Origin of the sequence: Heliomicrobium modesticaldum Ice1 (genome assembly GCF_000019165.1) — a bacterium.
In the GTDB taxonomy this organism is placed as follows: Bacteria; Bacillota; Desulfitobacteriia; order Heliobacteriales; family Heliobacteriaceae; genus Heliomicrobium; species Heliomicrobium modesticaldum.
Map to the genome: position 1 here is coordinate 1,355,001 of NC_010337.2, position 25,579 is coordinate 1,380,579.

The 25,579-nt window shown below is 59.0% G+C and carries 18 protein-coding genes, 2 tRNA genes and 2 rRNA genes; 16 read left to right on the forward strand and 6 right to left on the reverse strand.

The window, feature by feature from the left end:
* Nucleotides 1–38: 38 nt before the first annotated feature.
* From rrf to ltrA, 5 genes are all read left to right on the forward strand, one after another.
* Nucleotides 39–155: ribosomal RNA gene (gene rrf, locus HM1_RS06050) — 5S ribosomal RNA — on the forward strand.
* A gap of 64 nt (nt 156–219) precedes the next feature.
* A tRNA-Ile gene (locus HM1_RS06055) sits at nt 220–296 on the forward strand.
* A gap of 198 nt (nt 297–494) precedes the next feature.
* A 23S ribosomal RNA gene (locus HM1_RS06060) occupies nt 495–3,408 on the forward strand.
* Nucleotides 3,409–3,520: 112 nt separating this feature from the next.
* Nucleotides 3,521–3,595, forward strand: a tRNA-Asn gene (locus tag HM1_RS06065).
* A gap of 431 nt (nt 3,596–4,026) precedes the next feature.
* Nucleotides 4,027–5,454 carry a group II intron reverse transcriptase/maturase gene (gene ltrA / locus HM1_RS06070; RefSeq protein ID WP_012281204.1) on the forward strand — a complete coding sequence of 476 codons (1,428 nt, stop codon included), beginning with the start codon at nt 4,027–4,029 and terminating at the stop codon, nt 5,452–5,454.
* Nucleotides 5,455–5,614: 160 nt separating this feature from the next.
* Here the strand turns inward: ltrA and HM1_RS06075 are convergent, their stop codons facing one another.
* The 3 genes from HM1_RS06075 to HM1_RS06085 are packed head-to-tail and all read right to left on the reverse strand — an operon-like array spanning nt 5,615 to nt 7,965.
* Nucleotides 5,615–6,196 carry a GDYXXLXY domain-containing protein gene (locus tag HM1_RS06075; protein ID WP_012282430.1) on the reverse strand — a complete coding sequence of 194 codons (582 nt, stop codon included), beginning with the start codon at nt 6,194–6,196 and terminating at the stop codon, nt 5,615–5,617.
* Nucleotides 6,197–7,495 carry a DUF2157 domain-containing protein gene (locus HM1_RS06080; protein WP_041313441.1) on the reverse strand — a complete coding sequence of 433 codons (1,299 nt, stop codon included), beginning with the start codon at nt 7,493–7,495 and terminating at the stop codon, nt 6,197–6,199.
* Nucleotides 7,495–7,965: a helix-turn-helix transcriptional regulator gene (locus tag HM1_RS06085; RefSeq protein WP_012282432.1), complete on the reverse strand. Its 471-nt coding sequence runs from the start codon at nt 7,963–7,965 to the stop codon at nt 7,495–7,497. The genes HM1_RS06080 and HM1_RS06085 overlap by 1 nt, the downstream gene beginning before the upstream one ends.
* 412 nt (nt 7,966–8,377) lie before the next feature.
* On the opposite strand from HM1_RS06085, the gene clpB reads away from it, so the two are divergent.
* From clpB to disA, 7 genes are all read left to right on the forward strand, one after another.
* On the forward strand, nt 8,378–11,032 hold the full coding sequence (gene clpB, locus HM1_RS06090) for an ATP-dependent chaperone ClpB (protein ID WP_012282433.1): 2,655 nt from the start codon (nt 8,378–8,380) through the stop codon (nt 11,030–11,032).
* A gap of 50 nt (nt 11,033–11,082) precedes the next feature.
* Entirely contained in the window at nt 11,083–11,580 is a 498-nt protein-coding gene (locus HM1_RS06095) for a CtsR family transcriptional regulator (RefSeq protein ID WP_012282434.1), read from the forward strand.
* Nucleotides 11,581–11,652: 72 nt separating this feature from the next.
* On the forward strand, nt 11,653–12,177 hold the full coding sequence (locus HM1_RS06100) for a UvrB/UvrC motif-containing protein (RefSeq protein WP_041314885.1): 525 nt from the start codon (nt 11,653–11,655) through the stop codon (nt 12,175–12,177).
* A gap of 11 nt (nt 12,178–12,188) precedes the next feature.
* Nucleotides 12,189–13,253, forward strand: a complete 1,065-nt coding sequence (locus tag HM1_RS06105; RefSeq protein ID WP_012282436.1) for a protein arginine kinase — start codon at nt 12,189–12,191, stop codon at nt 13,251–13,253.
* Nucleotides 13,254–13,411: 158 nt separating this feature from the next.
* Entirely contained in the window at nt 13,412–15,856 is a 2,445-nt protein-coding gene (locus tag HM1_RS06110; protein ID WP_012282437.1) for an ATP-dependent Clp protease ATP-binding subunit, read from the forward strand.
* Nucleotides 15,857–16,098: 242 nt separating this feature from the next.
* Nucleotides 16,099–17,475, forward strand: coding sequence for a DNA repair protein RadA (gene radA, locus HM1_RS06115; RefSeq protein WP_012282439.1), 1,377 nt, complete (start codon nt 16,099–16,101; stop codon nt 17,473–17,475).
* A 3-nt stretch (nt 17,476–17,478) separates the two neighbouring features.
* On the forward strand, nt 17,479–18,540 hold the full coding sequence (gene disA, locus HM1_RS06120) for a DNA integrity scanning diadenylate cyclase DisA (protein WP_012282440.1): 1,062 nt from the start codon (nt 17,479–17,481) through the stop codon (nt 18,538–18,540).
* Nucleotide 18,541: 1 nt separating this feature from the next.
* On the opposite strand, the gene HM1_RS14545 is transcribed toward disA, so the two are convergent.
* The 3 genes from HM1_RS14545 to HM1_RS06135 all read right to left on the reverse strand — a co-directional run bounded on the left by HM1_RS14545 (nt 18,542) and on the right by HM1_RS06135 (nt 20,307).
* Nucleotides 18,542–19,027 carry a spore coat protein gene (locus tag HM1_RS14545; RefSeq protein WP_012282441.1) on the reverse strand — a complete coding sequence of 162 codons (486 nt, stop codon included), beginning with the start codon at nt 19,025–19,027 and terminating at the stop codon, nt 18,542–18,544.
* A 13-nt stretch (nt 19,028–19,040) separates the two neighbouring features.
* Entirely contained in the window at nt 19,041–19,727 is a 687-nt protein-coding gene (locus tag HM1_RS14550; protein WP_049754057.1) for a hypothetical protein, read from the reverse strand.
* A gap of 184 nt (nt 19,728–19,911) precedes the next feature.
* Nucleotides 19,912–20,307 (reverse strand): nucleoside triphosphate pyrophosphohydrolase family protein, encoded by a 396-nt coding sequence (locus tag HM1_RS06135; protein WP_041313444.1) that lies wholly within the window; start codon nt 20,305–20,307, stop codon nt 19,912–19,914.
* A 122-nt stretch (nt 20,308–20,429) separates the two neighbouring features.
* Here HM1_RS06135 and HM1_RS06140 point away from each other — a divergent pair, with 122 nt between their 5' ends.
* The 4 genes from HM1_RS06140 to gltX all read left to right on the forward strand — a co-directional run bounded on the left by HM1_RS06140 (nt 20,430) and on the right by gltX (nt 25,417).
* Entirely contained in the window at nt 20,430–20,906 is a 477-nt protein-coding gene (locus tag HM1_RS06140) for a CarD family transcriptional regulator (RefSeq protein WP_012282445.1), read from the forward strand.
* 140 nt (nt 20,907–21,046) lie between these two features.
* Complete coding sequence (locus HM1_RS06145) at nt 21,047–22,192, forward strand: PIN/TRAM domain-containing protein (RefSeq protein ID WP_012282446.1); 1,146 nt, start codon at nt 21,047–21,049, stop codon at nt 22,190–22,192.
* Nucleotides 22,185–23,561, forward strand: a complete 1,377-nt coding sequence (ispD, locus tag HM1_RS16510; protein ID WP_012282447.1) for a 2-C-methyl-D-erythritol 4-phosphate cytidylyltransferase — start codon at nt 22,185–22,187, stop codon at nt 23,559–23,561. Before HM1_RS06145 ends, ispD begins: the two co-directional genes overlap by 8 nt.
* A 365-nt stretch (nt 23,562–23,926) precedes the next feature.
* Entirely contained in the window at nt 23,927–25,417 is a 1,491-nt protein-coding gene (gltX, locus tag HM1_RS06155; RefSeq protein ID WP_012282448.1) for a glutamate--tRNA ligase, read from the forward strand.
* Nucleotides 25,418–25,579 lie beyond the last annotated feature (162 nt).

Sequence of the window (25,579 nt, forward strand, 5' to 3'; positions counted from 1 at the left end):
AAATGTTCGTGATGGTCGTTCCTCACAGCTAAAGATGATCCGGTGACAATGGCGGAGAGGTCACACCCGTTCCCATCCCGAACACGGCAGTTAAGCTCTCCAGCGCCGATGGTACTTGGGACGGTGGTCCCCGGGAGAGTAGGACGTTGCCGGATCAGCCGGGAAACCGGCAGGCCCGACAGTCTGCGCAGCGATGCCCGGACAGAAGCGGGTCATCAAGGGCCTATAGCTCAGCTGGCTAGAGCGTACGACTGATAATCGTAAGGTCGGTGGTTCAAGTCCACCTAGGCCCACCATCATTTTTTTGCTCCTTGAAAACTGCACAGAGGATAAGTAAAGCGCAAGCGGTTATGGTCGAAGCGGCTGTCAGTAGCGCTGAGCGAACCTTATCGATTCGATGATGGGTCGACGATGCCAGGCATCGTCAACGCGTCAGTGAAAAGATAAGTTTAGCGACACGACAGACAGGTTGCAACGACAATAATCGATTATAAGGTCAAGTTAGTAAGGGCATACGGCGGATGCCTAGGCGCTGAGAGGCGAAGAAGGGCGCGGACAGCTGCGAAAAGCCACGGGGAGCCGCAAGCAGGCCTCGATCCGTGGATACCCGAATGGGGCAACCCACTTGGAGTCATATCCAAGTATCCCACGCTGAATCCATAGGCGTGGGAGGCCAACCCGGGGAACTGAAACATCTCAGTACCCGGAGGAAAAGAAATCAACCGAGATTCCCTCAGTAGCGGCGAGCGAAAGGGGAAGAGCCTAAACCGCCTCTTCGGAGGCGGGGTTGCGGGACCTTCACCATGTCCCAATTGTCTTAGTCGAAGCGGTCTGGAAAGGCCCGGCACAGCAGGTAACACCCCTGTAGGCGAAAAGGCAAGAAGGATAGAAGGGATCCCAAGTACCGCGGGGCACGTGAAATCCCGTGGGAATCCGGGGGGACCACCCTCCAAGGCTAAATACTCCTCAGCGACCGATAGTGCACAAGTACCGTGAGGGAAAGGTGAAAAGCACCCCGGAAGGGGAGTGAAAGAGAACCTGAAACCGTATGCTTACAAGCAGTCAGAGCGGTTTAACCGTGATGGCGTGCCTTTTGTAGAATGAACCGGCGAGTTGCGGTCACGAGCAAGGTTAAGGCGAAAAGCCGAAGCCGAAGCGAAAGCGAGTCTGAACAGGGCGCATAGTTCGTGGCTGCAGACCCGAAACCGGGTGATCTACCCATGTCCAGGGTGAAGCGGAGGTAAAACTTCGTGGAGGCCCGAACCGACCGACGTTGAAAAGTCGGCGGATGAGGTGTGGGTAGGGGAGAAATTCCAATCGAACCCGGAGATAGCTGGTTCTCCCCGAAATAGCTTTAGGGCTAGCCTCGGGATTAGAATGCGGGAGGTAAAGCGCTGATAGGGCTAGGGGCCTTCACCGGTTACCGAACCCTGTCAAACTCAGAATGCCCGCATTTATGCCCGGGAGTCAGACGGCGAGTGCTAAGATCCGTCGTCAAGAGGGAAACAGCCCAGACCGACAGCTAAGGCCCCCAAGTGCCTGTTAAGTGGAAAACGATGTGGCGTTGCCCAGACAACCAGGATGTTGGCTTAGAAGCAGCCATCATTGAAAGAGTGCGTAATAGCTCACTGGTCGAGTGACGCTGCGCGGAAAATGACACGGGGCTAAACAGGCCGCCGAAGCTTCGGCAAGACGTAAGTCTTGGGTAGGGGAGCGTTCCTTGGGCGTAGAAGTTCAGCCGGAAGGCTGGGTGGAGCGCAAGGAAGTGAGAATGCCGGTATGAGTACGCGAAAAGGCAGGTGAGAATCCTGCCCGCCGCAAGCCTAAGGTTTCCTGGGGAAGGCTCGTCCGCCCAGGGTAAGTCGGGACCTAAGCCGAGGCCGAAAGGCGTAGGTGATGGACAACAGGTGGAGATTCCTGTACCACGTTGGATCGTTTGACCGATGGGGGGACGCAGGAGGATAGGTGAACCATGCCGCCGGTCGAGCATGGCCAAAGACGGTAGCGGAGCGATAGGCAAATCCGTCGCTCATCAACGCGAAGGTCTGACGGGGAGCGAACCTTAGTAGCGAAGTCACTGATTCCAGACTGCCAAGAAAAGCCTCTAGGGAGATGTAACGTGCCCGTACCGCAAACCGACACAGGTAGGCGAGGAGAGAATCCTCAGGCGCGCGAGCAAACCCTCGTTAAGGAACTCGGCAAAATGACCCCGTAACTTCGGGAGAAGGGGTACTCCGGCGAGCTATGACATCATAGCATCGAGGGAGTCGCAGTGAAGAGGCCCAGGCGACTGTTTAGCAAAAACACAGGTCCCTGCCAAACCGCAAGGTGACGTATAGGGGCTGACGCCTGCCCGGTGCTGGAAGGTTAAGGGGAGAGGTTAACGCTTTGAACCGAAGCCCCAGTAAACGGCGGCCGTAACTATAACGGTCCTAAGGTAGCGAAATTCCTTGTCGGGTAAGTTCCGACCCGCACGAAAGGCGTAACGATCTGGGCACTGTCTCAACGAGGGACTCGGCGAAATTGATCTACCCGTGAAGAAGCGGGTTACCTGCGATAGGACAGAAAGACCCCGTAGAGCTTTACTGTAGCCTGACATTGGATTTTGGTGTGTTTTGTACAGGATAGGTGGGAGACGTGGAAGCCAGGCCGCCAGGTTTGGTGGAGTCGCCGGTGGGATACCACTCTGAATGCACTGAAGTTCTAACCTGGCGCCCTGAAGCGGGCGCAGGGACCGTGTCAGGTGGGCAGTTTGACTGGGGCGGTCGCCTCCTAAAAGGTAACGGAGGCGCCCAAAGGTTCCCTCAGACTGGTTGGAAATCAGTCTAAAGAGTGCAAAGGCATAAGGGAGCTTGACTGCGAGACAGACAAGTCGAGCAGGGACGAAAGTCGGGCTTAGTGATCCGGCGGTATGTGAGTGGAAATGCCGTCGCTCAACGGATAAAAGCTACCTCGGGGATAACAGGCTTATCTCCCCCAAGAGTCCACATCGACGGGGAGGTTTGGCACCTCGATGTCGGCTCATCGCATCCTGGGGCTGAAGTAGGTCCCAAGGGTTGGGCTGTTCGCCCATTAAAGCGGTACGTGAGCTGGGTTCAGAACGTCGTGAGACAGTTCGGTCCCTATCCATCGCAGGCGGAGGAAGTTTGACGGGAGCTGCCCCTAGTACGAGAGGACCGGGGTGGACCGACCGCTGGTGTCCCAGTTGTCGTGCCAACGGCAGCGCTGGGTAGCTATGTCGGGAGCGGATAAGCGCTGAAAGCATCTAAGCGCGAAACCGACCCAAAGATGAGACTTCCCACTCGAAAGAGGTAAGACCCCAGGAGGATGACCTGGTAGATCGGCCCGAGATGTACGCGCCGCGAGGCGTTCAGTCGACGGGTACGAATCGGTCGAGGACTTGACCTTCTTTGCTGCTTTACGACAGATATCCGCTGTGTAGTTTTTAAGGGGCAAGCCCGTCTTCTATGCGGTTGATGCCAATCTCATATAAGACTAGGTAGAATCTCCTTACCCTTGTTCCTCGATAGCTCAACGGTAGAGCAACCGGCTGTTAACCGGTAGGTTGTAGGTTCGAATCCTACTCGAGGAGCCATTTATGAAGATGAAAACCTCAGACGAATAAGTCTGAGGTTTTTTGGTGCGCCCGGCATGGGCGTTGTCTCTAGGGTGGAAGTCCCGAACGCCGAAGGTGGCAGTAGGCGTTAGCTTAAGGCAAGGGTGTCCGCCGCGAGGCGGAATCTGAAGGAAGCCAGCGGCAAACCTCCGGCCCGAGGACCACGAACCCCAGGTGAGGCTAGCGGCAGTTGGATGAGCTTGCCGAACAAAGCGAAGTCCTTGTCACCGAAGGCTGCCGAGAGTAAATGGGGCGGGTAGATGGAGGGAAAGGCAACGTTCTTACCCGGGGAGGCCTGCCGGGGGACCAAGTAACTTGGGAAACCACGCCGAAAGGCGTGGCTGAACCGGCAGGAGTCAGCAGAGGTCATAGTAGGCTGGCCCGACGTCCGGCCAGATGAAGGACCGAACATGATGGAAGGGGAAGCGACGATGCGTTCGCGTGACGCGCAGAGACAGCCGAATATCCCGAAAGGGAACTGCCAACGGGAGGAAGCGGTGAATCCGCAGGGGACCGGTGGAGTGCCGAGCGCGTTACCGGCACAAGAAGCGAAGCAACCCCGCGAAGAGACGTATGACCTGATGGAGAAAGTCGTCGAACGAGGGAACATGACGGAAGCGTATAAGCGAGTCATGGCCAACAAAGGCGCGGCCGGAATCGACGGTATGGGGCTAGAATCCCTGCGCCCGTACCTAAAAGAGGAATGGTCGCGCATTAAACAGGAATTGTTGGAGGGGACCTATCGACCGCAACCGGTCCGGCGGGTTGAAATTCCCAAACCCCAAGGCGGAACACGGAAGCTGGGCATTCCCACTGTCGTCGATCGACTGATCCAACAGGCCCTGAACCAGATCCTGATGCCGATCTTCGACCCTGACTTTTCCACGAACAGCTACGGATTTCGTCCGGGAAAGAGTGCGCACCAAGCGGTGAAGAAAGCGAAGGAATACATCGCCGACGGCTACCGATGGGTGGTTGACATGGACCTGGCCCAGTTCTTTGATCGCGTCAATCACGACATTCTCATGGCGCGCGTAGCGCGCAAGGTGAAGGACAAACGAATCTTGAAGTTGATCCGAGAATACCTCAAGGCCGGGGTCATGCTCAACGGGATTCGTGTGAAGAGCGAGGAAGGAACACCCCAGGGAGGTCCACTCAGCCCTTTGCTGGCGAACATCATCCTGGATGATTTGGATAAGGCACTGGAAAGCCGGGGACATCGCTTCTGCCGGTACGCCGACGACTGTAACGTCTACGTCCGCAGTCGACGGGCAGGGCAACGAGTGATGGAGGGTATGGCAAAGTTTCTGGAGGGGCGGTTAAAACTGCAGGTCAACTGGGAGAAAAGCGCAGTCGACCGACCCTGGAACCGAAAGTTTCTGGGGTTTTCATTTACGTGGCATAAGGCAGCAAAGATTCGGCTCGCCCCCCAAACGGTGAAACGGGTGAAAGAGAAGATCCGCCAGTTCACTGGGCGGAACCGAAGCATTGCGATGGAGGACCGACTGGTCACCCTCAACCAATACCTGAAAGGCTGGATGGGCTACTTTCGACTCATTGACACGCCAAGCGTACTTAAAGAGTTGGATGAGTGGCTTCGCCGACGACTGCGGATGTGCCTGCTCAAGCAATGGAAGCGCCCGAAGACACGAAGACGAAACTTAGTGGCGTTGGGGATCCCGGAGGAATGGGCATGCAACATCAGCGGCTCACGAAAAGGATATTGGCGTCTGTCCTTGACCCCGCAAATGAATAAAGCCCTTGGCCTCGCCTACTGGCGGGAACAGGGCTTAGTCAGTTTAGTCGAAACATACCAATCTCATCGTCAACCAGCATGAACCGCCGTATACCGAACGGTACGTACGGTGGTGTGAGAGGACGGGGGTTAATCACCCCCTCCTACTCGATTAGTTTTTTTGAACTCTCTCGTTTTTTTTCAGGTTGTTCACGGCCTCTCGGCCAGTCTCTGAGGCGCAATTTTTATTTTGGAAGGGCGGTTTAAGTTGAAACCGCTGTGAGGACGCAGTCGCCGCGCCAGACCTTCACGCGGGCGAAGACATCCTTTTGCTCCCGCAGGGCTTGCTCCAGCTGCAAGCCAGTGCCCTCTGGCACATAATACTCCTCCAGGCCGTACTCGACCCAGGCGAAGCTGGGTTCGGCGTCGCGGTAGAATTCTTTTTCCTCCGGTGTCGACAAAGTCTCGGCCGGAGGTACCGGGTAGCGCAGCCCTGCAAAGCGTCCTTTTAACACCACCTGCCCTGGTCCGGGGACAGGTTCGTTGCAATAGAGGCCGACCGGTTGATAGAGGCCCTGCTGTTCTTCCACGATGACATAGACCTTGCTGCCGTTTTTGAGCTTCCCTTCCGTGATGTCGTTCGGCACGGCGCGCGTGTCGATCTCGGATATGTTGTACCGTAAACGCACATAGTCGCCCATAAAAGGATGGCGCGGATCGACGGGCGCCGCTTTCAAGGTGATTTCTTGGCCGGCGGAAACGATGACGGCCCGGCTGCCCGCCATGAAGAGCAGGACGAGCACCTGTAGGATGACGACGGCGATAAAGGCGTTGCGACGCATCATCTATTCTCCCTTCCGTGAGGCGTCCAGGAGCTGGCGCCGTTTGCGTTCCAATGCGTAGCCGAGGGCGAAAAGGATGAGGCCGCCGCCGATAAAAAAGAGGGACTTGTCGAGGATCCCCCAGGCGTATCGGCCGTAGGCGTAAATGACACAGACGAGGAAGAAGCAGGTGCCGCTGTTGATCTGCCATTCCTCGCGCAGGCGGCTCCCGCTTTGAATCAGCGCGATGGCGCCGGCGAAGAGGATGAGCAGGGCCGTCACTTCCGTATAGGTGGTCAGGATGGCGCTGTCCTCGGCCAGCCAAGGCTTTTCCGGCTCGAACATTTTAGACACAAAGGAAAGGGGCGACGTGAGGGCGACCATCGCCAGCGATTCGAGGAGAGCTTTTTTGCGAAGGCCGATCCAAAAGAGAACAGCGGAAAGCGTTACCCAGAGGCCGACCAGCCATGTCCATTCCGGATGCAGGAGTGGACGGCTCATGAGGACCGCGATTTCTACGAAGAAGGCGCCCCACAGCAGCAACGGCGTGGAGAGCAGCGGTCGCAAGGGTCGACGGCTCTTTTCCGCTGTCTTGTCATAGATCAGGCTCAGCAGCGGGAAAAGGGAGAACCAGATCAGGCTCTGCTCCGCTTCGAGCAACTGGAAGAGGATGCAGAGGAAGAAGGCGATCGTCGCGCCATACCGGTGAAGCGGTTCGTTGTGACGCCACAGAAAGGGAAAGATGAGCCCGGCAAAAGCGGCGTAAAACAAGGGACCGGTGATGAGGGAGATGGCCTTGTCGGTGGCGTCGCTGATATTGGCGGCTGTGAGCAGAACCAGCGCCGACAGGAAAAAGAGGGGATGCCCGGTCAGGTAGGCGACGGCGATGGCGCCAAGGAACCATAAGCCGAGGCCGGTGGCATCATAAGCGGTGATGTGGTACATCTGGCCCACGAGCCAGATGCCAGCGCCGTAGGAGAGCAAGCCGAGCAGGAGGAAGGCTGAACCGATGCGGGGGTAACGACCGGCGAGCGGGTTGGGGCCTCTGCCGTAAGCGAGGAGATAGCCTGTGGTGTAGGTGATGACGATGACGCCGCAGATCAAGGCCAGCCGCGTATGGCGCGGGATATCGTCCCAGTTGTGGGCCACCAGCAGGATAAAGCCGAGACCGACGAGCAGGCCGGCCAGCCAGAGGATGATCTGCGATGAACGCCATTCGGAAGGGGTATATCGCTCCAAGAGGCGTTCTTTTTGATCGGCTGTAATCAGGCCTTCCCCATGCCACTGGGTGATCTCGTCGCGCAACCACTTGTTCCGAGACATCACGGCCTATCACCTTCCTTTCCCCAATTCTCTTCTGCCATCGTTTCTGACCCCAGTTCGGTCAATCGCTTGTAGGTCTCCTCCCGGTTCATGCTGTAATAATGAAGGTAATGGTCCTTGTCGATGATCCTGTAATAGGGGGTGAAGAGGTGTTTCTGGACGATGAACGGCCCTTGCCGGCATTCTTCGGTCCACCAGACGCGGCCGCCTAAGGTTTTGTACCAGGCGCGCGAGTTGGCTCGCCTGGAAACAAATTCGATCACGTCGATGGTCATGTCGCCGAAGAGGGATTGCACCGTTTCTCCTCGGCGGAACAAGAGGGCCGTCAGCGCCGCTGCCGTAAAGCCCAGGGTCTTCCGTCCTTTCTCCACATCGACGAGCGTCTTTTTCGATATGCCGATGCTCTCCGCCATCTTATCCTGGGTCAAATCGGCTTCTGTGCGGATCTCGCGGAGTTTTTCTGAAACCAATTGGTCAAAGGCGTCTTGGGTGAGAAGGCCTGCGTCGTCGATTTTGATAGGAAATCCTCCCCTCCTGCGTTAGGTGTAAAAATACACCCCTTAGTGTAATTTTATACTTAACAATGGCCCTGTCAAGAGAAAGAGCAGATGTGCAAAAATAATGAAATAGAGAGATTTTCGCAGGGATAAGGAGATAATCTTTACGGAATCACCCTATGGCGAGTCATTTTCCTCCGGCGCGTCTTGAATAAGAGGAGCCAAGCGGTGATAAAATAGAGCTACAAAGGTCAAAGTTAGTCAATAACAGAGGAGCCCTATCTTTCTGCTCCAATACCCGATCTGGCGCCGCAGTCCTGTTGTGCCCTATATGGGATGAAAGTCTCCTGTCTGAAAAAAAGTCTCGCTTTTTGGAGGTGGGAACATGGACTTCAACAAATTGACCCAGAAAAGCCAGGAAGCCTTTGCGGCGGCCCAATCGCTGGCCGTACAGCAGGGAAACCCGGAAGTCGATCTGGAGCACCTCTTGACCGCCCTGGTGGAACAGGAAGAAGGGTTAACGGGTCGGCTTCTGGACAAGATGGGAATAGACAGCGATCAGTTTGGCAGAAAAATCCGACGGGAGATGGAGCGAAAGCCTCGAATCTCCGGACCGGGTGTCGAGCCGGGACGGGTATATATCACACCGCGTCTCCAGCGCCTCCTCGTGAAAGCCGAGGAAGAAGCGCGCAACCTGAAAGATGAATACGTTTCTGTGGAGCACCTGCTGCTGGCCTTTTTGGATCCGGTCCTCGACGGGCCGCTCAAGCGGATCTTTGCCGAGTCTAACCTGACCCGCGAAAACCTGCTGAAGGCGTTGACGGCGATCCGCGGACACCAGCGCGTCACCAGCGCCAATCCGGAGGTCACCTACGAGGTCTTGGAAAAGTACGGTCGCGAACTGGTCCAGGAAGCCCGGCGGGGACGGCTCGACCCGGTCATCGGGCGCGACGCCGAGATCCGGCGGGTCATCCGTATCCTCTCCCGCAAGACGAAGAACAACCCTGTCCTTATCGGCGAGCCCGGTGTGGGCAAGACGGCCATCGTCGAGGGACTGGCCTTGCGCATCGTCCGCGGCGACGTGCCGGAGGGGCTTAAAGATAAGGCCATCTTTGCGCTAGACCTGGGCGCTCTCGTGGCTGGCGCCAAGTACCGCGGCGAGTTTGAAGAACGGTTGAAGGCGGTGCTGCAAGAGGTCAAAAAGAGCGACGGGCGCATCCTCCTCTTCATCGACGAATTGCACACCATCGTCGGCGCCGGTAAGGCCGAAGGGGCCATGGACGCCGGCAATATGTTGAAGCCCATGCTCGCCCGGGGTGAGCTCCACTGCATCGGCGCCACTACCTTGGATGAATACCGCAAGTATATTGAAAAAGACGCGGCACTGGAGCGGCGTTTTCAACCGGTCCTCGTTGACGCGCCCGATGTGGAAGACACCATCTCCATCCTGCGAGGCTTGAAAGAGCGCTTCGAGGTCCACCACGGCGTCAAAATTCATGACAGCGCCCTTGTAGCGGCGGCGACTTTATCCAACCGCTATATCAGCGATCGCTTCCTGCCCGATAAGGCCATCGACCTTGTCGACGAGGCCTGCGCCCTCATCCGCACGGAGATCGATTCCTTGCCGACGGAACTCGACGAAGTGAACCGGCGACGCGTCCAGTTGGAGGTGGAAGAGGCCGCTTTGGCCCGGGAAAAAGACAGGGCGAGCCAAGAGCGGCTTGAAGCGCTCCGCCGGGAACTGGCCGACCTGCGAGAAAAGGAAGACCAGATGCGGGCGCGCTGGGACTTGGAGAAAGAGGCGATCCGCAAGGTTCAGTCCCTGCGCGAGGAGATAGAGAAGGTCCGTCGCGAGGTGGAAGAGGCCGAGCGGGGCTACAACTATGACCTGAACCGCCTCGCCGAACTGAGATACGGCCGCCTGCCCCAGTTGGAGCGGCAGCTTGCTCAGGAAGAGGCCGAGCTGGCCCGCAAGTCCGGCGAAAACCGGCTGCTCCGCGAAGAGGTGACGGAAGAGGAGATCGCTGACATCGTCTCCCGTTGGACCGGCATCCCGGTGGCGCGCCTTGTCGAGGGGGAACGGGAAAAGCTGCTCCGGCTGGGTGAGATCCTCCATGAGCGGGTCGTCGGCCAGGAGGAGGCCGTCCAACTGGTGACGGATGCCGTCTTGAGAGCCCGTTCCGGCATCAAAGACCCTCGCCGCCCCATCGGCGCCTTTATCTTCCTGGGGCCGACGGGTGTCGGCAAGACGGAACTGGCCAAGGCCTTGGCCCAGTCGCTCTTTGACAGCGAAGAGAACCTGATCCGCATCGATATGTCCGAGTACATGGAGAAACATGCTGTCTCCCGCCTGATCGGCGCGCCCCCCGGCTATGTGGGCTATGAAGAGGGCGGCCAGTTGACCGAGGCGGTGCGGCGCAAGCCCTATTCGGTCATCCTCTTTGACGAGATTGAAAAGGCGCACCCTGACGTCTTCAACATCCTGCTGCAGATCCTCGACGACGGGCGGGTCACCGACAGCCAGGGTCGCACCGTTGATTTTAAGAATACGGTCATCATCATGACCTCCAACATCGGCTCCCAGCACCTGCTGGAAGGAGCGACAGAAGACGGCGAGATCCGGCCTCATGCGCGCGATCAGGTCATGGGCAGCCTGCGGACCCACTTCCGGCCGGAGTTTCTCAACCGTGTCGATGATGTGATCCTCTTCAAACCGCTCACCTTCCGGGAGATCACCGCGATCATCGACATCCTGACGAGGGACCTGCAAAAAAGGCTGGCCCAACGCCGGATCAGCTTGACTCTGACCGAGGCGGCCAAGTCTCATATCGCTCGAGAGGGCTTTGACCCCATCTACGGCGCCCGTCCGCTGAAGCGCTACCTCCAGCGTCATGTGGAAACGCCGGTGGCCCGGGCGCTGATCGCCGGCTCTGTCGGCGACGGCGGGCGGATCATGGTTGACGAGCGCGATGGGCGACTCCAGGTGGAGCAGGCGAACGAAGGGAACACCGCCGATGATAATAACCGGAAGTCGACGTAAGCGAGGGTAGTCGACGCACCCTTGTCATCAACACACGGTGGTGATGGGACATGGCCAATTTGGCCGATCAGATCGAGCGCTATATTAAGGAACAGTTGGAAAAAAGCCGAGAACGGATGATCGAGATCCAACGTCAGCAGTTGGCCGCCCTCTTCGGCTGCGTGCCCTCTCAGATCAACTATGTCCTGACAACGCGCTTCGCTGCTGAGCAGGGCTATGTGGTGGAAAGCCGGCGCGGCGGCGGCGGTTTCGTCCGCATCGTCAAATTGGACATGGAGGGCGACTTGTGGGAGATCCTGTCCACCCGGTTGGGCGACATGCTGTCGGAAGACCAGGCTCGCCGGATCATCGAACGGCTGATGGAAGAGCAGATCCTGACCATCCGGGAAGGGCTGATCATGCAGGCCGCTGTTCAGCGCGATGTGCTGCAGATCGGCTTTCCCCAGCGGGATCTGCTCCGCGCTCGCCTGCTCAAGGCGATGCTCTCCAACCTCAAGCGCTATCGGGCGCCCGAAGCGGAAGTGGAGCAGGGGAAGGAAAAAAGCTGAAGGGATGGAAGAGCTCAATATAGAAGAGCTCAAGTGAGAGAGGCAGGCAAAATGATCGAGGGGGGTTTTGCCATGTTTTGCGATGAATGCAAAAAGCGTCCGGCAACGGTCCATGTGACCAAGATTGTCAACGGGCAGAAATCGGAGGTCAACCTCTGCGAGGAGTGCGCCCGCGCCCACCATAAGGAATGGAGCATGGCCTATGACAATAATTTTCCCATCAACAAGTTCTTAGCCGGGTTGCTCGGCTTCGACACCGGAAAAACGGCCGGTTCTGTCAACCTGAACCTCCATGGGCCGGGCAAATGCGAGCACTGCGGTGCCAGCTACAGCCAGATCAGCCAGACAGGGCGGTTGGGCTGCCACCAGTGTTACGGCCGGTTCCAGGACAAGGTGGAGCCGCTGCTGCGGCGTGTGCAAGGTTCTAACCGCCATACGGGCAAGGTACCCAAACGCAGCGGCGGCAGCATCCGCTTGCAGCGGGAGATCCAGAACCTGCGCGTCCGGTTGCAACAGCACGTGTCCAACGAGGAGTTTGAGCAGGCGGCGCGGCTTCGCGACCAGATCCGCGAGTTGGAAAAAGGTATGGCAGAGTGAGGGGGATGACGATGCGCGATCGTTTTGTCAATCAGGCTTTGACCAAGTGGATGGAAGGAACGGGAAAAGAGTCGGAGATCGTCATCAGTTCCCGTGTGCGGCTCGCCCGCAACCTCTGTGACATCCCCTTCCCTAATGTAGCTACTGCGGAGCAGGCCAAGGCCGTCGTCAGCCAGGTGGAAAGGGCGATCAAGGATGCCGCAGTCGAACAAACCTCGGGCGATCTGATTTTTGTCAATCTGGAAGAGTTGGCGCCCCTCGACCGGCTGGTGCTTGTCGACAAACACCTGATCAGTCCTCAGCATGCCGAAGAGGCCGCCGGGAAAGGGCTCATCCTTCGGGCTGATGAAGCCGTCTCCGTGCTGATTAACGAGGAGGATCACCTGCGGATCCAGTGCCTCTTCCCTGGCTTGCAATTAGAGGAAGCCTGGGAACTGGCCAGCCGGATCGACGACATCCTCGAATCGAAGCTTGACTTTGCCTTTGACGAGAAGCTCGGTTATCTGACTGCCTGTCCGACCAACGTAGGCACGGGCTTGCGGGCTTCAGTGATGATGCACCTGCCGGCGCTTGTGCTGACCAATCAGGCTTCCCGTGTACTGGCCTCCTTATCCCAGATTGGGATGACCGTTCGCGGGCTTTACGGTGAAGGTACCGACGCCACGGGCAACCTCTTTCAGATCTCCAACCAGGTCACCTTGGGCCGCTCTGAGGAGGAAATCATCTCCAACCTGGTTGTCGTGGCCACCCAGCTGATCGACCATGAGCGGATGGCCCGCCAGGTGCTGCTCAAAGAGACGAAGCCCCAACTGGAAGACCGCGTATGCCGCGCCTATGGCACATTGACCAGCGCCCGCATCATCAACTCTCAGGAGGCGATGACCCTCTTGTCGAATGTGCGCCTCGGCATCGATCTGGGGATCATCCGGGGTGTCTCGCCACAGGTCCTCAACGAGATGCTGGTTTTGACTCGGCCCGCCTTTCTGCAAAAGCTGGCCGGCCGAGAGTTGAGCCCCTTCGAGCGGGATGTGCAACGGGCCGCTCTGATCCGCGAGCGCTTTAATCTCGACGGGTAGCCGTTCTAGGGACTTTTGGTGTACCGCCTGGCGATCGAGACATGGCCTAGTCAAAAGGGGCAGGCTTTCGAGGGAGAGCTGCCATGAGGCAAGCGCTCACGGCGATTGAGATGGACATATAGACAGCGTTGATTTGTCTGGAAGGAGGATGATTCCCCATGATGGGACGTTTTACGGAGCGAGCGCAAAAGGTACTCCTCTTGGCGAAAGAGGAAGCGGTGGCCCTCAAACACCCCGCCGTCGGATCGGAACACCTGCTGCTAGGATTGATCCGGGAGGGTGAGGGCATCGGAGCGAAGGCTTTGCTCAGCATGCACCTTGACCTGGAACAGGTCCGTCGACAGGTGATCCGGCTTGTCGGCGAAGGCGCCAGTGAGCCTTCTGAGATCGGATTGACGCCGCGGGCGAAGCGTGCCCTCGAGCTGGCTAACGAAGAAGGACGGCGCCAGGGTGTCAACTACGTGGGCACGGAACACATCCTGCTTGGCCTCATCCGTGAAGGCGAAGGTGTCGCCGCCCGCGTCCTGGCTGAACTGGGCCTCACTTTGGAAAAGGTGCGCCATCAGGTGATGACCCTGCTCGGCGGACCCCAGCCGACTCCTAGCGGAAATGGCAGCAGCGCCGCTGCAGAACGAGGCCGCAAGACGCCCGCCTTGAATGAGTTCGGCCGCGATCTGACCCAGTTGGCCCGCGACGGCAAACTCGATCCGGTCATCGGCCGGGAGAGAGAGATCGAGCGGGTCGTCCAGATCCTCTCCCGCCGCACGAAAAACAACCCCGTCCTTATCGGCGAACCTGGCGTCGGCAAGACGGCCGTCGCCGAGGGGCTGGCCCAGCGCATCGTCGATGGAAAGGTGCCCGAGACCTTGACCGGCAAGCGGGTCGTCACCTTGGACCTCTCCTCGGTCGTCGCCGGCTCCAAATACCGCGGCGAATTTGAAGAGCGGCTGAAAAAAGTGATGGACGAGATCCGCCAGGCCGGCAACGTCGTTCTCTTCATCGATGAATTGCACACCCTGATCGGCGCCGGTGCGGCGGAAGGCGCCATCGACGCTGCCAACATCCTCAAGCCGGCCTTGGCCCGGGGAGAACTACAGTGCATCGGCGCCACCACGCTGGATGAGTATCGAAAGCACATCGAGCGCGATCCTGCCCTGGAGCGGCGTTTCCAGCCGATCACCGTCGGCGAGCCGAAGCGGGAAGAGGCCGTCGCCATCCTCAAGGGACTTCGCGACCGCTATGAGGCCCACCACCGAGTGCAGATCACCGATGAAGCCATCGAAGCGGCTGTCCGCCTCTCTGATCGGTATATTTCCGACCGCTACCTTCCCGACAAGGCCATCGACCTGATCGATGAGGCCGCCTCCCGCGTCCGGTTGCAAACCTTCACGGCGCCACCCGATATGAAGGAACTGGAGTCCCGCTTGGAGGGTTTGCGCAAGGAGAAGGAAGCCGCCGTCCTTTCCCAGGAGTTTGAAAAAGCCGCCCAGTTACGTGATCAGGAGATGCAGTTGCGCGCCCAACTGGAAAAGCAGAAGTCTGACTGGGAGCATGCCCGGGGCAGCGCCAATACGGTCGTCCGTGAAGAAGATATCGCCCAGATCGTCTCCAGTTGGACCGGTGTTCCAGTCACCCGGCTCGCCGAAAGCGAAAGCGCGCGCCTGCTGAAGCTTGAAGAGGAGCTGCACCGCCGCGTTATCGGCCAGGACGAAGCTGTCGCTGCTGTCTCCCGGGCTGTCCGTCGCGCCCGGGCCGGCCTTAAAGATCCTAAGCGCCCCATCGGTTCCTTCATCTTCCTCGGACCCACTGGCGTCGGCAAGACGGAACTGGCCCGCGCCCTGGCCGAAGCCCTTTTCGGGCAGGAAGATGCCATGGTTCGTATCGACATGTCCGAGTACATGGAAAAACATTCCGTGTCGCGGCTCGTCGGCGCGCCCCCCGGCTACATCGGCCATGACGAGGGCGGCCAGTTGACCGAGGCTGTCCGTCGCCGCCCCTACTCTGTCATCCTCCTCGACGAGATTGAAAAGGCCAACCCCGAGGTTTTCAACATCCTTCTGCAGGTGCTCGAAGACGGGCGGCTCACCGACAGCAAGGGGCGGACCGTCGACTTTCGCAACACGGTAATCATCATGACTTCCAACGTGGGCGCCCAGACGATCAAGCGCTCCGCTGTCATGGGCTTCAAACCGACGGAGCAGGGCGCCAAGGAGCGGGAAGTCCAGTATGAGGGTATGAAAAACCGGGTCATGGAGGAATTGAAGCGCAGCTTCCGGCCTGAATTCCTCAACCGCATCGACGAGATGATCGTCTTCCATACGCTGGCCGCCGAAGACATCCGCCGGATCGTCGACCTGATGCTCGGCGAGGTGAACCGCCGCTTGGCCGAAGCGGGGCTCTCCATGGAGGTCACCGATGCCGCCCGGGACCACCTGGCCAAGGTCGGCTATGATGAGACCTTCGGTGCCCGTCCCTTGCGCCGGGCGATCCTGCGGCTCGTGGAAGATGAGATCTCTGAGGCGCTCCTGAAGGGCGAATACAAAGCCGGCGATCAGATCATCGTCGGTATGGCCGATGGAAAACTAAGCTTTGAGAAAAAGTAGCCTGCAAAAAAGAGGATGCTAGGCAATCGGGTCTCGAAGAAAAGCTTTCGAAAAGAACATTCGTAAAAATCTGCGCCCCCCGTTCCGGTACTGAACGGAGGGCCTTTCACTTCTCGTTCCAAGCAGGGGTTTTTTCCTTATTTCCCGAAAGAGTAAAGACATCCCCAATGATTCCACTGAAAAACAGCCGCAGATCATGCCTTCATGTAACGGAGGCAGAAGCGGGTGAGACGGAGGATGCCATGGCAAAGGCAAAAAGCCGCTTTTTCTGCTCCCAATGCGGCCAGGAGTCGCTCAAGTGGCTGGGGCGCTGCCCCGGTTGCGGCGCCTGGAATAGCCTTGTGGAAGAACAAGTGGCGAAAGGAGGGGGAGAGAAGTCCCTTTCTAACCGATTCGGGGCGACCCTGACCGGCGGCCCCATCCATATCGACCAGGCAGAGGTGCAGAGCAACATCCGCCTCTCCACCGGCATCGCCGAACTGGATCGGGTGCTCGGCGGCGGACTGGTCGTCGGCTCTCTGACCCTGCTGGCCGGCGATCCGGGCATCGGCAAATCGACCCTGCTGCTCCAGGCGGCTCGGCACATGGCCGCAGCATCAGGACCGGTTTTGTACGTCTCCGGAGAGGAATCGGTCCAGCAGATCAAGATGCGGGCGCGCCGGCTCGGCATCGAGGGGGTCGATCTCTACCTGCTGGCGGAGACAGACATCGCCGTCGTCATTGAAACGATCCGCCAGCGAAAGCCCGGTTGGGTCATCATCGACTCCATCCAAACCATGTACTGGGATGAATTAGGATCGGCGCCGGGCAATGTGGCTCAGGTGCGCGAGTGCGCCGCCCAGGTGATGCGCCTCGCCAAGGACCTGCCTGTCGCCGTCACCCTGGTGGGACATGTGACGAAAGAAGGGGCCATCGCCGGGCCCCGCGTGCTGGAACACATGGTGGACGCCGTGCTCTACCTAGAAGGCGAACGCCATTACCCCTACCGGGTCCTGCGAGGCGTCAAAAACCGTTTCGGCTCTACCAACGAGCTGGGCATCTTTGAGATGATCGGACAAGGCATGGTGGAGGTCCCTAACCCCTCGGCCTTTTTCCTGGCCGAGCGCACCCAAGGGGTGGCCGGTTCTGTCGTCGTCCCCTGCATGGAGGGGACCCGCCCGGTCTTGGTCGAGGTCCAGGCGCTGGTGGCGGCCACCAGTTTCGGCCAACCTCGCCGCATGGCCACAGGCCTTGACTACAACCGGACGGTCCTGCTGGCGGCGGTCCTCGATAAACGGATCGGCCTCCAACTGGGGCAACAGGACATCTATGTCAATGTAGCCGGTGGACTGAAGATCGCCGAACCGGCAGCCGATCTGGCCGTCGTGACGGCTATCGCCTCCAGTTGGCGCAACCAGCCGGCTGACCCCGAGGCTGTCGTCATCGGCGAAGTAGGGCTCACCGGAGAGGTGCGCGCCGTCGGGCACCTGGAAAAGCGCATGCATGAGGCGCTCAAGTTGGGATTCACCCGCTGTGTTTGCCCGAAACAAAACCGGAAATACTTGAAGGAAGATACAGGGATCGAAGTGATTGCAGTAGAAACAGTGGAAGAAGCACTCGCCGCACTTTTGGGAGGATAGCCCATGAGAGAACCGGACGAAAAGTTTTTGCGGGCACTCCGCGTCCTCGCTCCGGGAACCCCCTTGCGGGAGGGTTTGGAGAACATCCTGCGGGCAAAAACGGGCGGGCTCATCGTCATCGGCGACAGCCGGCAGGTGCTGGACATAGTGGAGGGCGGTTTTTTGATCAACTGTCCCTATTCACCGGCAGCTCTTTACGAACTGGCCAAGATGGACGGGGCCATCGTCCTCAACAGCGACGCCAGCCGCATCCTCTACGCCAATACGCAACTCGTCCCCGATCCGGGCATTCCTTCCGGGGAAACGGGCATCCGCCACCGTACGGCAGAGCGGGTGGCCCGCCAGACAGGAGAAATGGTCGTCTCCATCTCCCAGCGCCGGGGGATCATCACCCTCTACCAGGGCGCGCTCCGCTATACCCTGCGCGACATCCCCACCATCCTGACAAAAGCCAACCAAGGGTTGCAGACCCTGGAAAAGTACAAGTCCGTGATCAACAAGTCGCTGAACAACCTGACGGCGCTGGAGTTTCAGGATCTTGTCACCGTCTTCGACGTGGCCCGGATCCTGCAACGGATCGAGATGTTCTCCCGCATGTTCCAGGAGATGCAGCAGTACACCTGCGAGTTAGGCAACGAGGGGCGCCTCGTGCGCATGCAGATGGCCGAGCTGGTTGACAACGTGGAGGAACAGGGGCAGTCGATCATCGAGGATTATCGGACAACGGATAACCGGACCGTCTCGCAGATCCGCGAAGAGATCCACCACCACTCCAACGACATCCCCGACCTGATCCCCATCGCCCGCGCCCTCGGCTATGGGGCAGGTTTGGGTGTTCTCGATATGTCCGTCTCTCCGCGGGGGTACCGCGTTTTGGCGAAAATCCCGCGCCTGCCCTATTCGGTCGTAGAAAACCTGGTCGGCGCCTTTGGCGGGCTCCAGAACGTCTGCCGTGCCTCTACGGAAGAACTCGACGAGGTCGAGGGCATCGGCGAGGTCCGGGCCCGTGCGATCAAGGAAGGGTTGCGCCGCCTGCGCGAACAGGTGTTGCTCGGGGAAGGTTGAGTCAGTTCCCTCCGCCCGTTGAGCCGCTGGGGCCTTGCGACGAATTGCTCCCTGTTGCAGCTTCGCCGCTGCTCTGACCGCCCCGTTTTTGATCCTGCAATGACTGGGACAGGGAATGAAACTCCTGGAAGACCTGCTGCGCCTGCATCAGATCGGCCGGGTGCAGGTGGTACCAGCCGCGCTGCAGCATCAGGTGAAAGAGTTCCCTGTGGCAGGCCTGCGTTTCGTTCAGAATGGCCATCAGATCCTGATAGAGGCCCGGCTTTCCCGCATCCAGGGCAGCCTGGTTGCATATCTGGGCCAGCTGCTTCTCGGTGCTTATCATGTCCCAGAACATCTCCTGAGCGGTCAGGCCGTCGAAAGCCTGGGAACCTGTCCCGTTCCCTGTTGCCTGGTTATATCCGAGACCGTTTCCTTGACTATTCCCCTGGCCTTGGCCTTTGGGCGACTGGCGGGAAGTTTTTCGCATTTTCAGTGCGCCGGCCATATCCTGTCCCCCTTCATGACCATAAGCCCATACCGCCGACCTGGCAGTGCTGCAGCATCACCTTCAGATGTCGCTGGTGCATCTGGCTTGCCCGTTCCAAGGCCGTCATCACGCCGTCGTCACTGGTGGATCGGGCAAAGTGCCGGCATTTGCGAGCGGCATTCATCTCCAGCGCCATCAGTTCGACGAGCAACAACAGGTCTTTATCGGTAAGGGCGTTCGTCCCGGCTGACATCGCCGGGGTGGCAGAGGTCGCGTACATCGGTTGGGACGCCGGGACAGTGTACCCGTAAGCGGGCGCGCCGAAGGGAAAGGTCCCCGCCATCATCATGGGAGAGTTGTCGCCCATGATCGGAGAAGCGCCGCCCGGCGGGGTGAAACCGCCTGCGAAGGTGGCTGGACCTGTGCGAGAGAGGCCTTGATCTTCCTGCGAGTCCCCTCCGCTTTGCTTTCCCTGGTGATGGCCTGGATTGTTCTTTTGTCCTTGTCCCCGTCCTTGTCCCTGCTGCGAATCGCCTTTTCCCTGCTGACTCGTCTTTGGGTTATCTGGTTGATTCGGATCTCGCGGTCCTGCAGCGCTGCGGAAACCTGTCGGCAAAGTGGTCTGTCCCGGCCAGTGGGACGGCGGGTAGATGACTACCGATGCTGCCGGAACAGGGATGCCGGATTGATGATGGCTGTTGTTTTGGTCGGCCTGCACGGTCGCGCCCCTTTCTGACGGCCAGTATTCAATGCAAAGTTTGCGCCGACGGGCGCAAGTTATGCGATTTTTCAGGTCACAGACGATGATGAAAATGGTTTTTCATAGAAAAAAGCGACCGCATCGCGGTCGCCTGCACTCGTGGGCGGGCCTGAAGGGACAACCGTCCTCTCAGGTCATGGGATCAGGTGAAGTTGAATACTCTTAACGTGGAGACCTTTTCGTGCTCTCGCTGGAGCACATCGGCCAAAGTCAGACCCAGACTGTGGCAAAGCGCCGTCAGGTAAAAGATGGATTTCCCCATCTCGCTCTCAATGATTTCCCGGCAGTTGGGGCACAACTCGCCGTCAAGGTGGCTGTCAAGCAGCTGTTTTAGGTCCGCGAGGGTCGCTTCTGGCGGGATGGCAGACTTCTCGGCCCGGACTTTGATACAGCCGCAGTGGGTCACTGCCTTCACCACCGCCCGGTTTACCCGGGCATTGGATTCCTGAGACTTGGAGATGATGTCCAGGATGCTTTGGTGGCGAATCAAAAATTCCGCAACCGTATCCTGAAACCGTTGGCACGCCAAGTCCTTCATGCTCCAATGCTCCCGTCCTTTCCCAACCGGATGTTTGCACTTATTATAGCGGTGACAGTCAAGGATTGTCAATGAAGGGGCGAAGCGGCGGCCAATGGGACCGAGGGGAAAGGAGGAAGAGCGTGTTTGCCATCGGTGACAAGGTGGTCTACCCCATGCATGGCGCCGGCGTGATCGAGGCTGTAGAGGAGCGAGAGGTGCTGGGGGAGAAGCGGCTCTATTATGTGCTTCGTCTATCCTTGGGCGATATGCGCATCTTGGTTCCCAGCGGACAGATCGCGGAGATCGGACTGAGGCAGGTCATCGACGCCATCGAGGCTGATCAGGTGATGTCCGTGCTTCAGTCGAGAAAGTCGGTCATGTCCAATAACTGGCATCGACGTTACCGTGCCAACTTGGACAAAATGAAAACCGGCGACGTGTACGCTGTCGCAGAGGTGGTCCGCAACCTGATCCGCCGCAACCAAGAGAAAGGCCTGTCCACGGGAGAACGGCGGATGCTCGAAAATGCGAAACAGATCCTTGTCAGTGAACTCGTCTTGGCCTATGACACCCCGCCGGAACAGATTGAAGCCATGCTGTCCCGGTTGCTGGCCTGAGGGCCGACGGGGCTTTTTTGCTTTTTTAAGCTAAAAAATATATTCTATTCAAAAAATATCCATATCCTTGCCGTAGATGCGTTTTTCCCGTATAATGTTAATGTTACTTTGTTAAAAATAATAGTGAAGGAGGTGATAGGATGATTCACAAATTCATGCGCAGCGCCATTGCAGTCGCCTTTGCCGCCGTCGGTTTTTCCAGCGGCATGTCCTTGCTCTCTGGCGCGAACCGGGTTTTCGATCTCTCTTCCTATCCGGCGAAGCATTCATTCTTAGCTGTTATCACATTGATCCCTGGCGCGTTGGGCTTTATTATCGCCCCGCAATTGATACGATGGGTTGTCGTGATGACCGGCTGGTTGGAAAACAGGTTGCAGCGCACACCCATTCAGGATCTTGTCGGCGGGGCGATCGGTCTTATAGTTGGCTTGATCATTGCCAATTTGTTAGATGTCTCCATTTCGGAACTTCCGGGGTTGGGAAGGTATCTTTCGGTAGGGCTTTCAGCCATCATGGGTTACGTGGGTATGCGCGTCGGCGTCAAAAAACGAGAAGAGATTCTCACCTTTATTTATCCCCGCTGGAAGGAAAAACATGCCAAAGATAAGCTGGGGGACAAGGCCGAGGCGAGAGGCGCCTGCCTGAAGGTGCTGGACACCAGCGTCATCATCGACGGTCGCATCGCCGACATCTGCAAGAGCGGCTTTATCGACGGCACCCTGGTGATCCCCGCCTTTGTCCTGGAGGAACTGCAGCATATCGCCGATTCTTCGGACCTGCTCAAGCGCAACCGCGGCCGCCGCGGCCTTGACGTATTGAACAAGATCCGCAAGGAGCTCGACGTGGCGGTCCAGATCGATCAGCGCGACTACGACGACTTGGCTGAAGTCGACTCGAAGCTCGTCCGGCTCTGCCGGGAGATCAACGGCCACATCGTCACCAACGACTACAACCTGAACAAGGTGGCGGAACTGCAAGGCGTCAAGGTCCTCAACATCAACGAATTGGCCAACGCCGTCAAGCCTGTCGTGCTGCCCGGCGAAGAGATGACCGTCCAGGTGATCAAAGACGGCAAAGAGCTGGGCCAGGGCGTTGCCTACCTCGACGACGGCACGATGATCGTCGTCGACGGCGGGAAACGCTTTATCGGTCAGACCATCACCGTTCTCGTCACATCGGTCTTGCAGACATCGGCCGGGCGGATGATCTTCGCTAAACCGAAGATCGGTGAAGGGAAAAAAGTATCGCCAACACCGGCGCTCAATGAGGTGAACGCCATTGTCTAAGGACGACTGCGCCGTTATCGTCGTCGCCGCCGGGCGGGGCAAGCGCATGGGCGCCGGGGGGAACAAGGTGCTCCTTCCCCTGGCGGGACAGCCGGTGCTCGCTTGGACCCTGCAAGGGTTGCTCGCCCATCCTGACCTCGGCCCCTTCGTCCTGGTCATCCACCGGGACGATGCCGTGAAGATGAAGGAACTGCTGGCGCGGTACCGGTGGTCGGACCGGGTCCGTCTGGTGGAAGGCGGCGACGAACGCATCGATTCTGTATGGAAGGGTTTACAGGCCTTGGCCTCGGAAGACTGTCAATGGGTGGCCGTGCACGATGGGGCACGGCCCCTTTTCACGCCTGCGCTGCTTTCCAGATGCATCCAGAAAGCCCGACAACACCGGTCTGCCGTCGCTGCCGTGCCGGTAAAAGACACGATCAAAGAAGCCGCCGCTGACGGCAAAATCATCGCTACGCCGGACCGTTCCGGCCTCTACGCCGTACAGACGCCCCAGGTATTCGCCTATGAGGACCTGAACCGGGCCTACGCGGCCTGGTATGCTTCAGGGGCGCGCAAGGTTGGCCCTCTGCCGACGGACGACGCCATGGTGATGGAACAGGCTGGTCATCCCGTCTACCTCGTGGAAGGCGACTATGAAAACCTGAAGCTGACCACGCCGGACGATCTGGCACTGGCCGAGGCCATCCTGGCGCGGCGAGGGGTCAAAGCTCCTTCAATCTCGCCAGGGGGTGAAGCGTTAGCCTGCCAAAAAGCCGCTGTCACCGCCGGTAGCCCAGTCGGCAGTCTCGCTGGCAACGCTGATGGCAGTTCAGACTGCAAACCTGCCGGTTCTGTTTCCGGTAACCGCTCATTGTCTGGCCCCGTACCGTCTCCGGCAGATCCGGTCGGATCGGATATCCGCACCGGCATGGGCTATGACGTCCACCGCCTCGTCGAAGGGCGAGCCTTGATCCTCGGCGGCGTCGACATCCCCTACGCAAAAGGCCTCCTCGGCCATTCCGACGCCGACGTGTTGCTCCATGCCGTCAAAGATGCCTTGCTGGGCGCTGCCGGCATGGGCGACATCGGCCGCCACTTCCCCGACAGCGACAATCGGTATAAAGGCATCTCCAGCCTGCGCTTACTACAAATCGTCGGTGAGAAACTAGCGGCCAAAGGCTGGACTGTCGGCCACATCGACGCCACCATCGTGGCCCAGCGCCCCAAACTGGCGCCCCATATCCCCAAGATGCAAGAGAACATCGCCCACACCCTCGGCATCGCCGCCGACCGGATCAACGTCAAAGCCACCACCACCGAGGGCCTCGGCTTCGCCGGGACCGGTGAGGGGATCGCATCGTACGCTGTGGCGACGGTCCGGCGATGAGAGACGTCATTCCTGCGAGGACGTAAAGGCGATATAGGACGAATGTCATTAAATAACGGAAATAATGGATCTATAAACACGTAAGAATACAAAAACGCTAAAGCATCCCCAAAAACAAAATCGGGTGCGACGGCAGCGTGAGCGCTTTGAGCGGGAACGGCGAAAAAGCGAGCGAGGAGGGCGCCATGGTTTACATGCAGAAAAGCCCAGAGGTTTGGCGCCCGAGCGTAGCCGACGATTGAGCCGCCGCGGAGCTCTTAGCGAGCGCCGCTGTCGCACCCGATTTGTCGATAGCGTTTCCCCTTATCGTCTCGAATTTTCCGGGTGACGTGCGTTGCCCGTAAGTAAAGGAGCCGCAAAGCGCCATGGAAAACATACGCGTCCGTTTCGCCCCCAGCCCGACAGGCCCCCTGCATATCGGCGGCGCCCGTTCGGCCCTCTTTAACTTCCTCCTGGCCCGCCGTTTCGGCGGCCAGTTCATCGTCCGCGTTGAGGATACCGACCTGGAACGCTCCAGCCGGGAAAGCGAGGACAACATCCTTGACGCCCTCGAATGGTTGGGCATCACCTGGGACGAGGGCATCCGCGTCGGCGGACCCCACGCCCCCTACCGGCAGACGGAACGCCTCCATACCTACCGGGAGGCGGCCGACAAGCTGTTGGCTGAAGGCAAAGCTTACCGCTGCTACTGCTCGGAAGAGGAACTGGAGGCTGAGCGCCAGGCCTTTGCCGAGAAAGGGGAACTGCCCCGCTACAGCGGTCGCTGCCGCAGCCTTAGCGCCGACGATGAGGCGCGCCTCCGGGCCGAAGGCCGGAAACCGGTCATCCGCTTCCGCGTTCCCGATGAGGGCGCTGTCGCCATCGACGACCTTGTCCGCGGCCATGTCAGCTTTGAATGCGCCGGCATCGGCGATTTCATCATCGTCAAATCGGACGGCATCCCCACCTACAACTTCGCCGTCGTCATCGATGACGCCCAGATGGCGATCACCCACGTCATCCGCGGCGAGGAACACCTGTCTAACACGCCGCGCCAACTGCTCATCTACGACGCCCTCGGCCTGACGCCGCCCAAGTTCGCCCATGTGTCGCTCATCCTCGGCAAGGATCGCTCCAAGATGAGCAAGCGTCACGGCTCCACCTCGGTCGTCGCCTACCAACGTCAGGGCTACCTGCCGGAGGCGCTCGTCAACTTCCTCGTCCTGCTCGGCTGGTCGCCGGGAGGCGAAGAGGAGATCTTCAGCCTCGACGACCTCATCGCCCAATTCTCTCTCGACCGTGTCGCCAAGAGTCCTGCCGTTTTTGATTTCGAAAAATTGAACTGGATCAACGGCGTCTACCTGCGCAAGGCCGACCTGGATCGCCTCGTCGCCCTCGCCATGCCGCACCTGATCGAAGCCGGCGTCGTCCAGGAACCCCTCGACGAGGCGGCGGCGCGCAAGGTCCGCTACATGGTGCAGGCCATCCAGGAGAAGGTCAGCTACATGGCCCAAATCGTCGACTTCATCCCGCTCTTCTTTGGCGACGCCATCACCTTTGAGAGCGACGAGGCCAAAGCCGTCCTGACCGAGGAACAGGTCCCCAAGGTCCTCAAGGCCTGCTTGCGCAAGCTCACGGAAGGCCGCGACCTGACGCCGGACAACGTCAAAGCCATGCTCAAAGAGGTGACCAAGGAGACGAAAGAAAAGGGCCGCAATGTCTTCATGCCCATCCGCGTCGCCTTGACAGGGCAGCAGCACGGGCCTGACCTCAACGCGCTGATCACCGCCCTGGGCCGGGAAGGCGCCGTCAACCGCATAAGACGGGCGGCAGAACTGGCGGGGGTTGCGCTCGGTTCGTCGCCCTTCAGCTGCTGACGTCTCCCGCTGCGTTGACACCCGGTCTCGGCGCCGCCTATAATAAAGGTGTATCCCTATCAAGCCGATCCGCAAAGTCGGCAAAAATGCATCTGCTACAACGATGAGGAACGGGAGGTTCCACCACAAATCCCCACCAGAGAAGGTCGCCTTGGCTGGAAG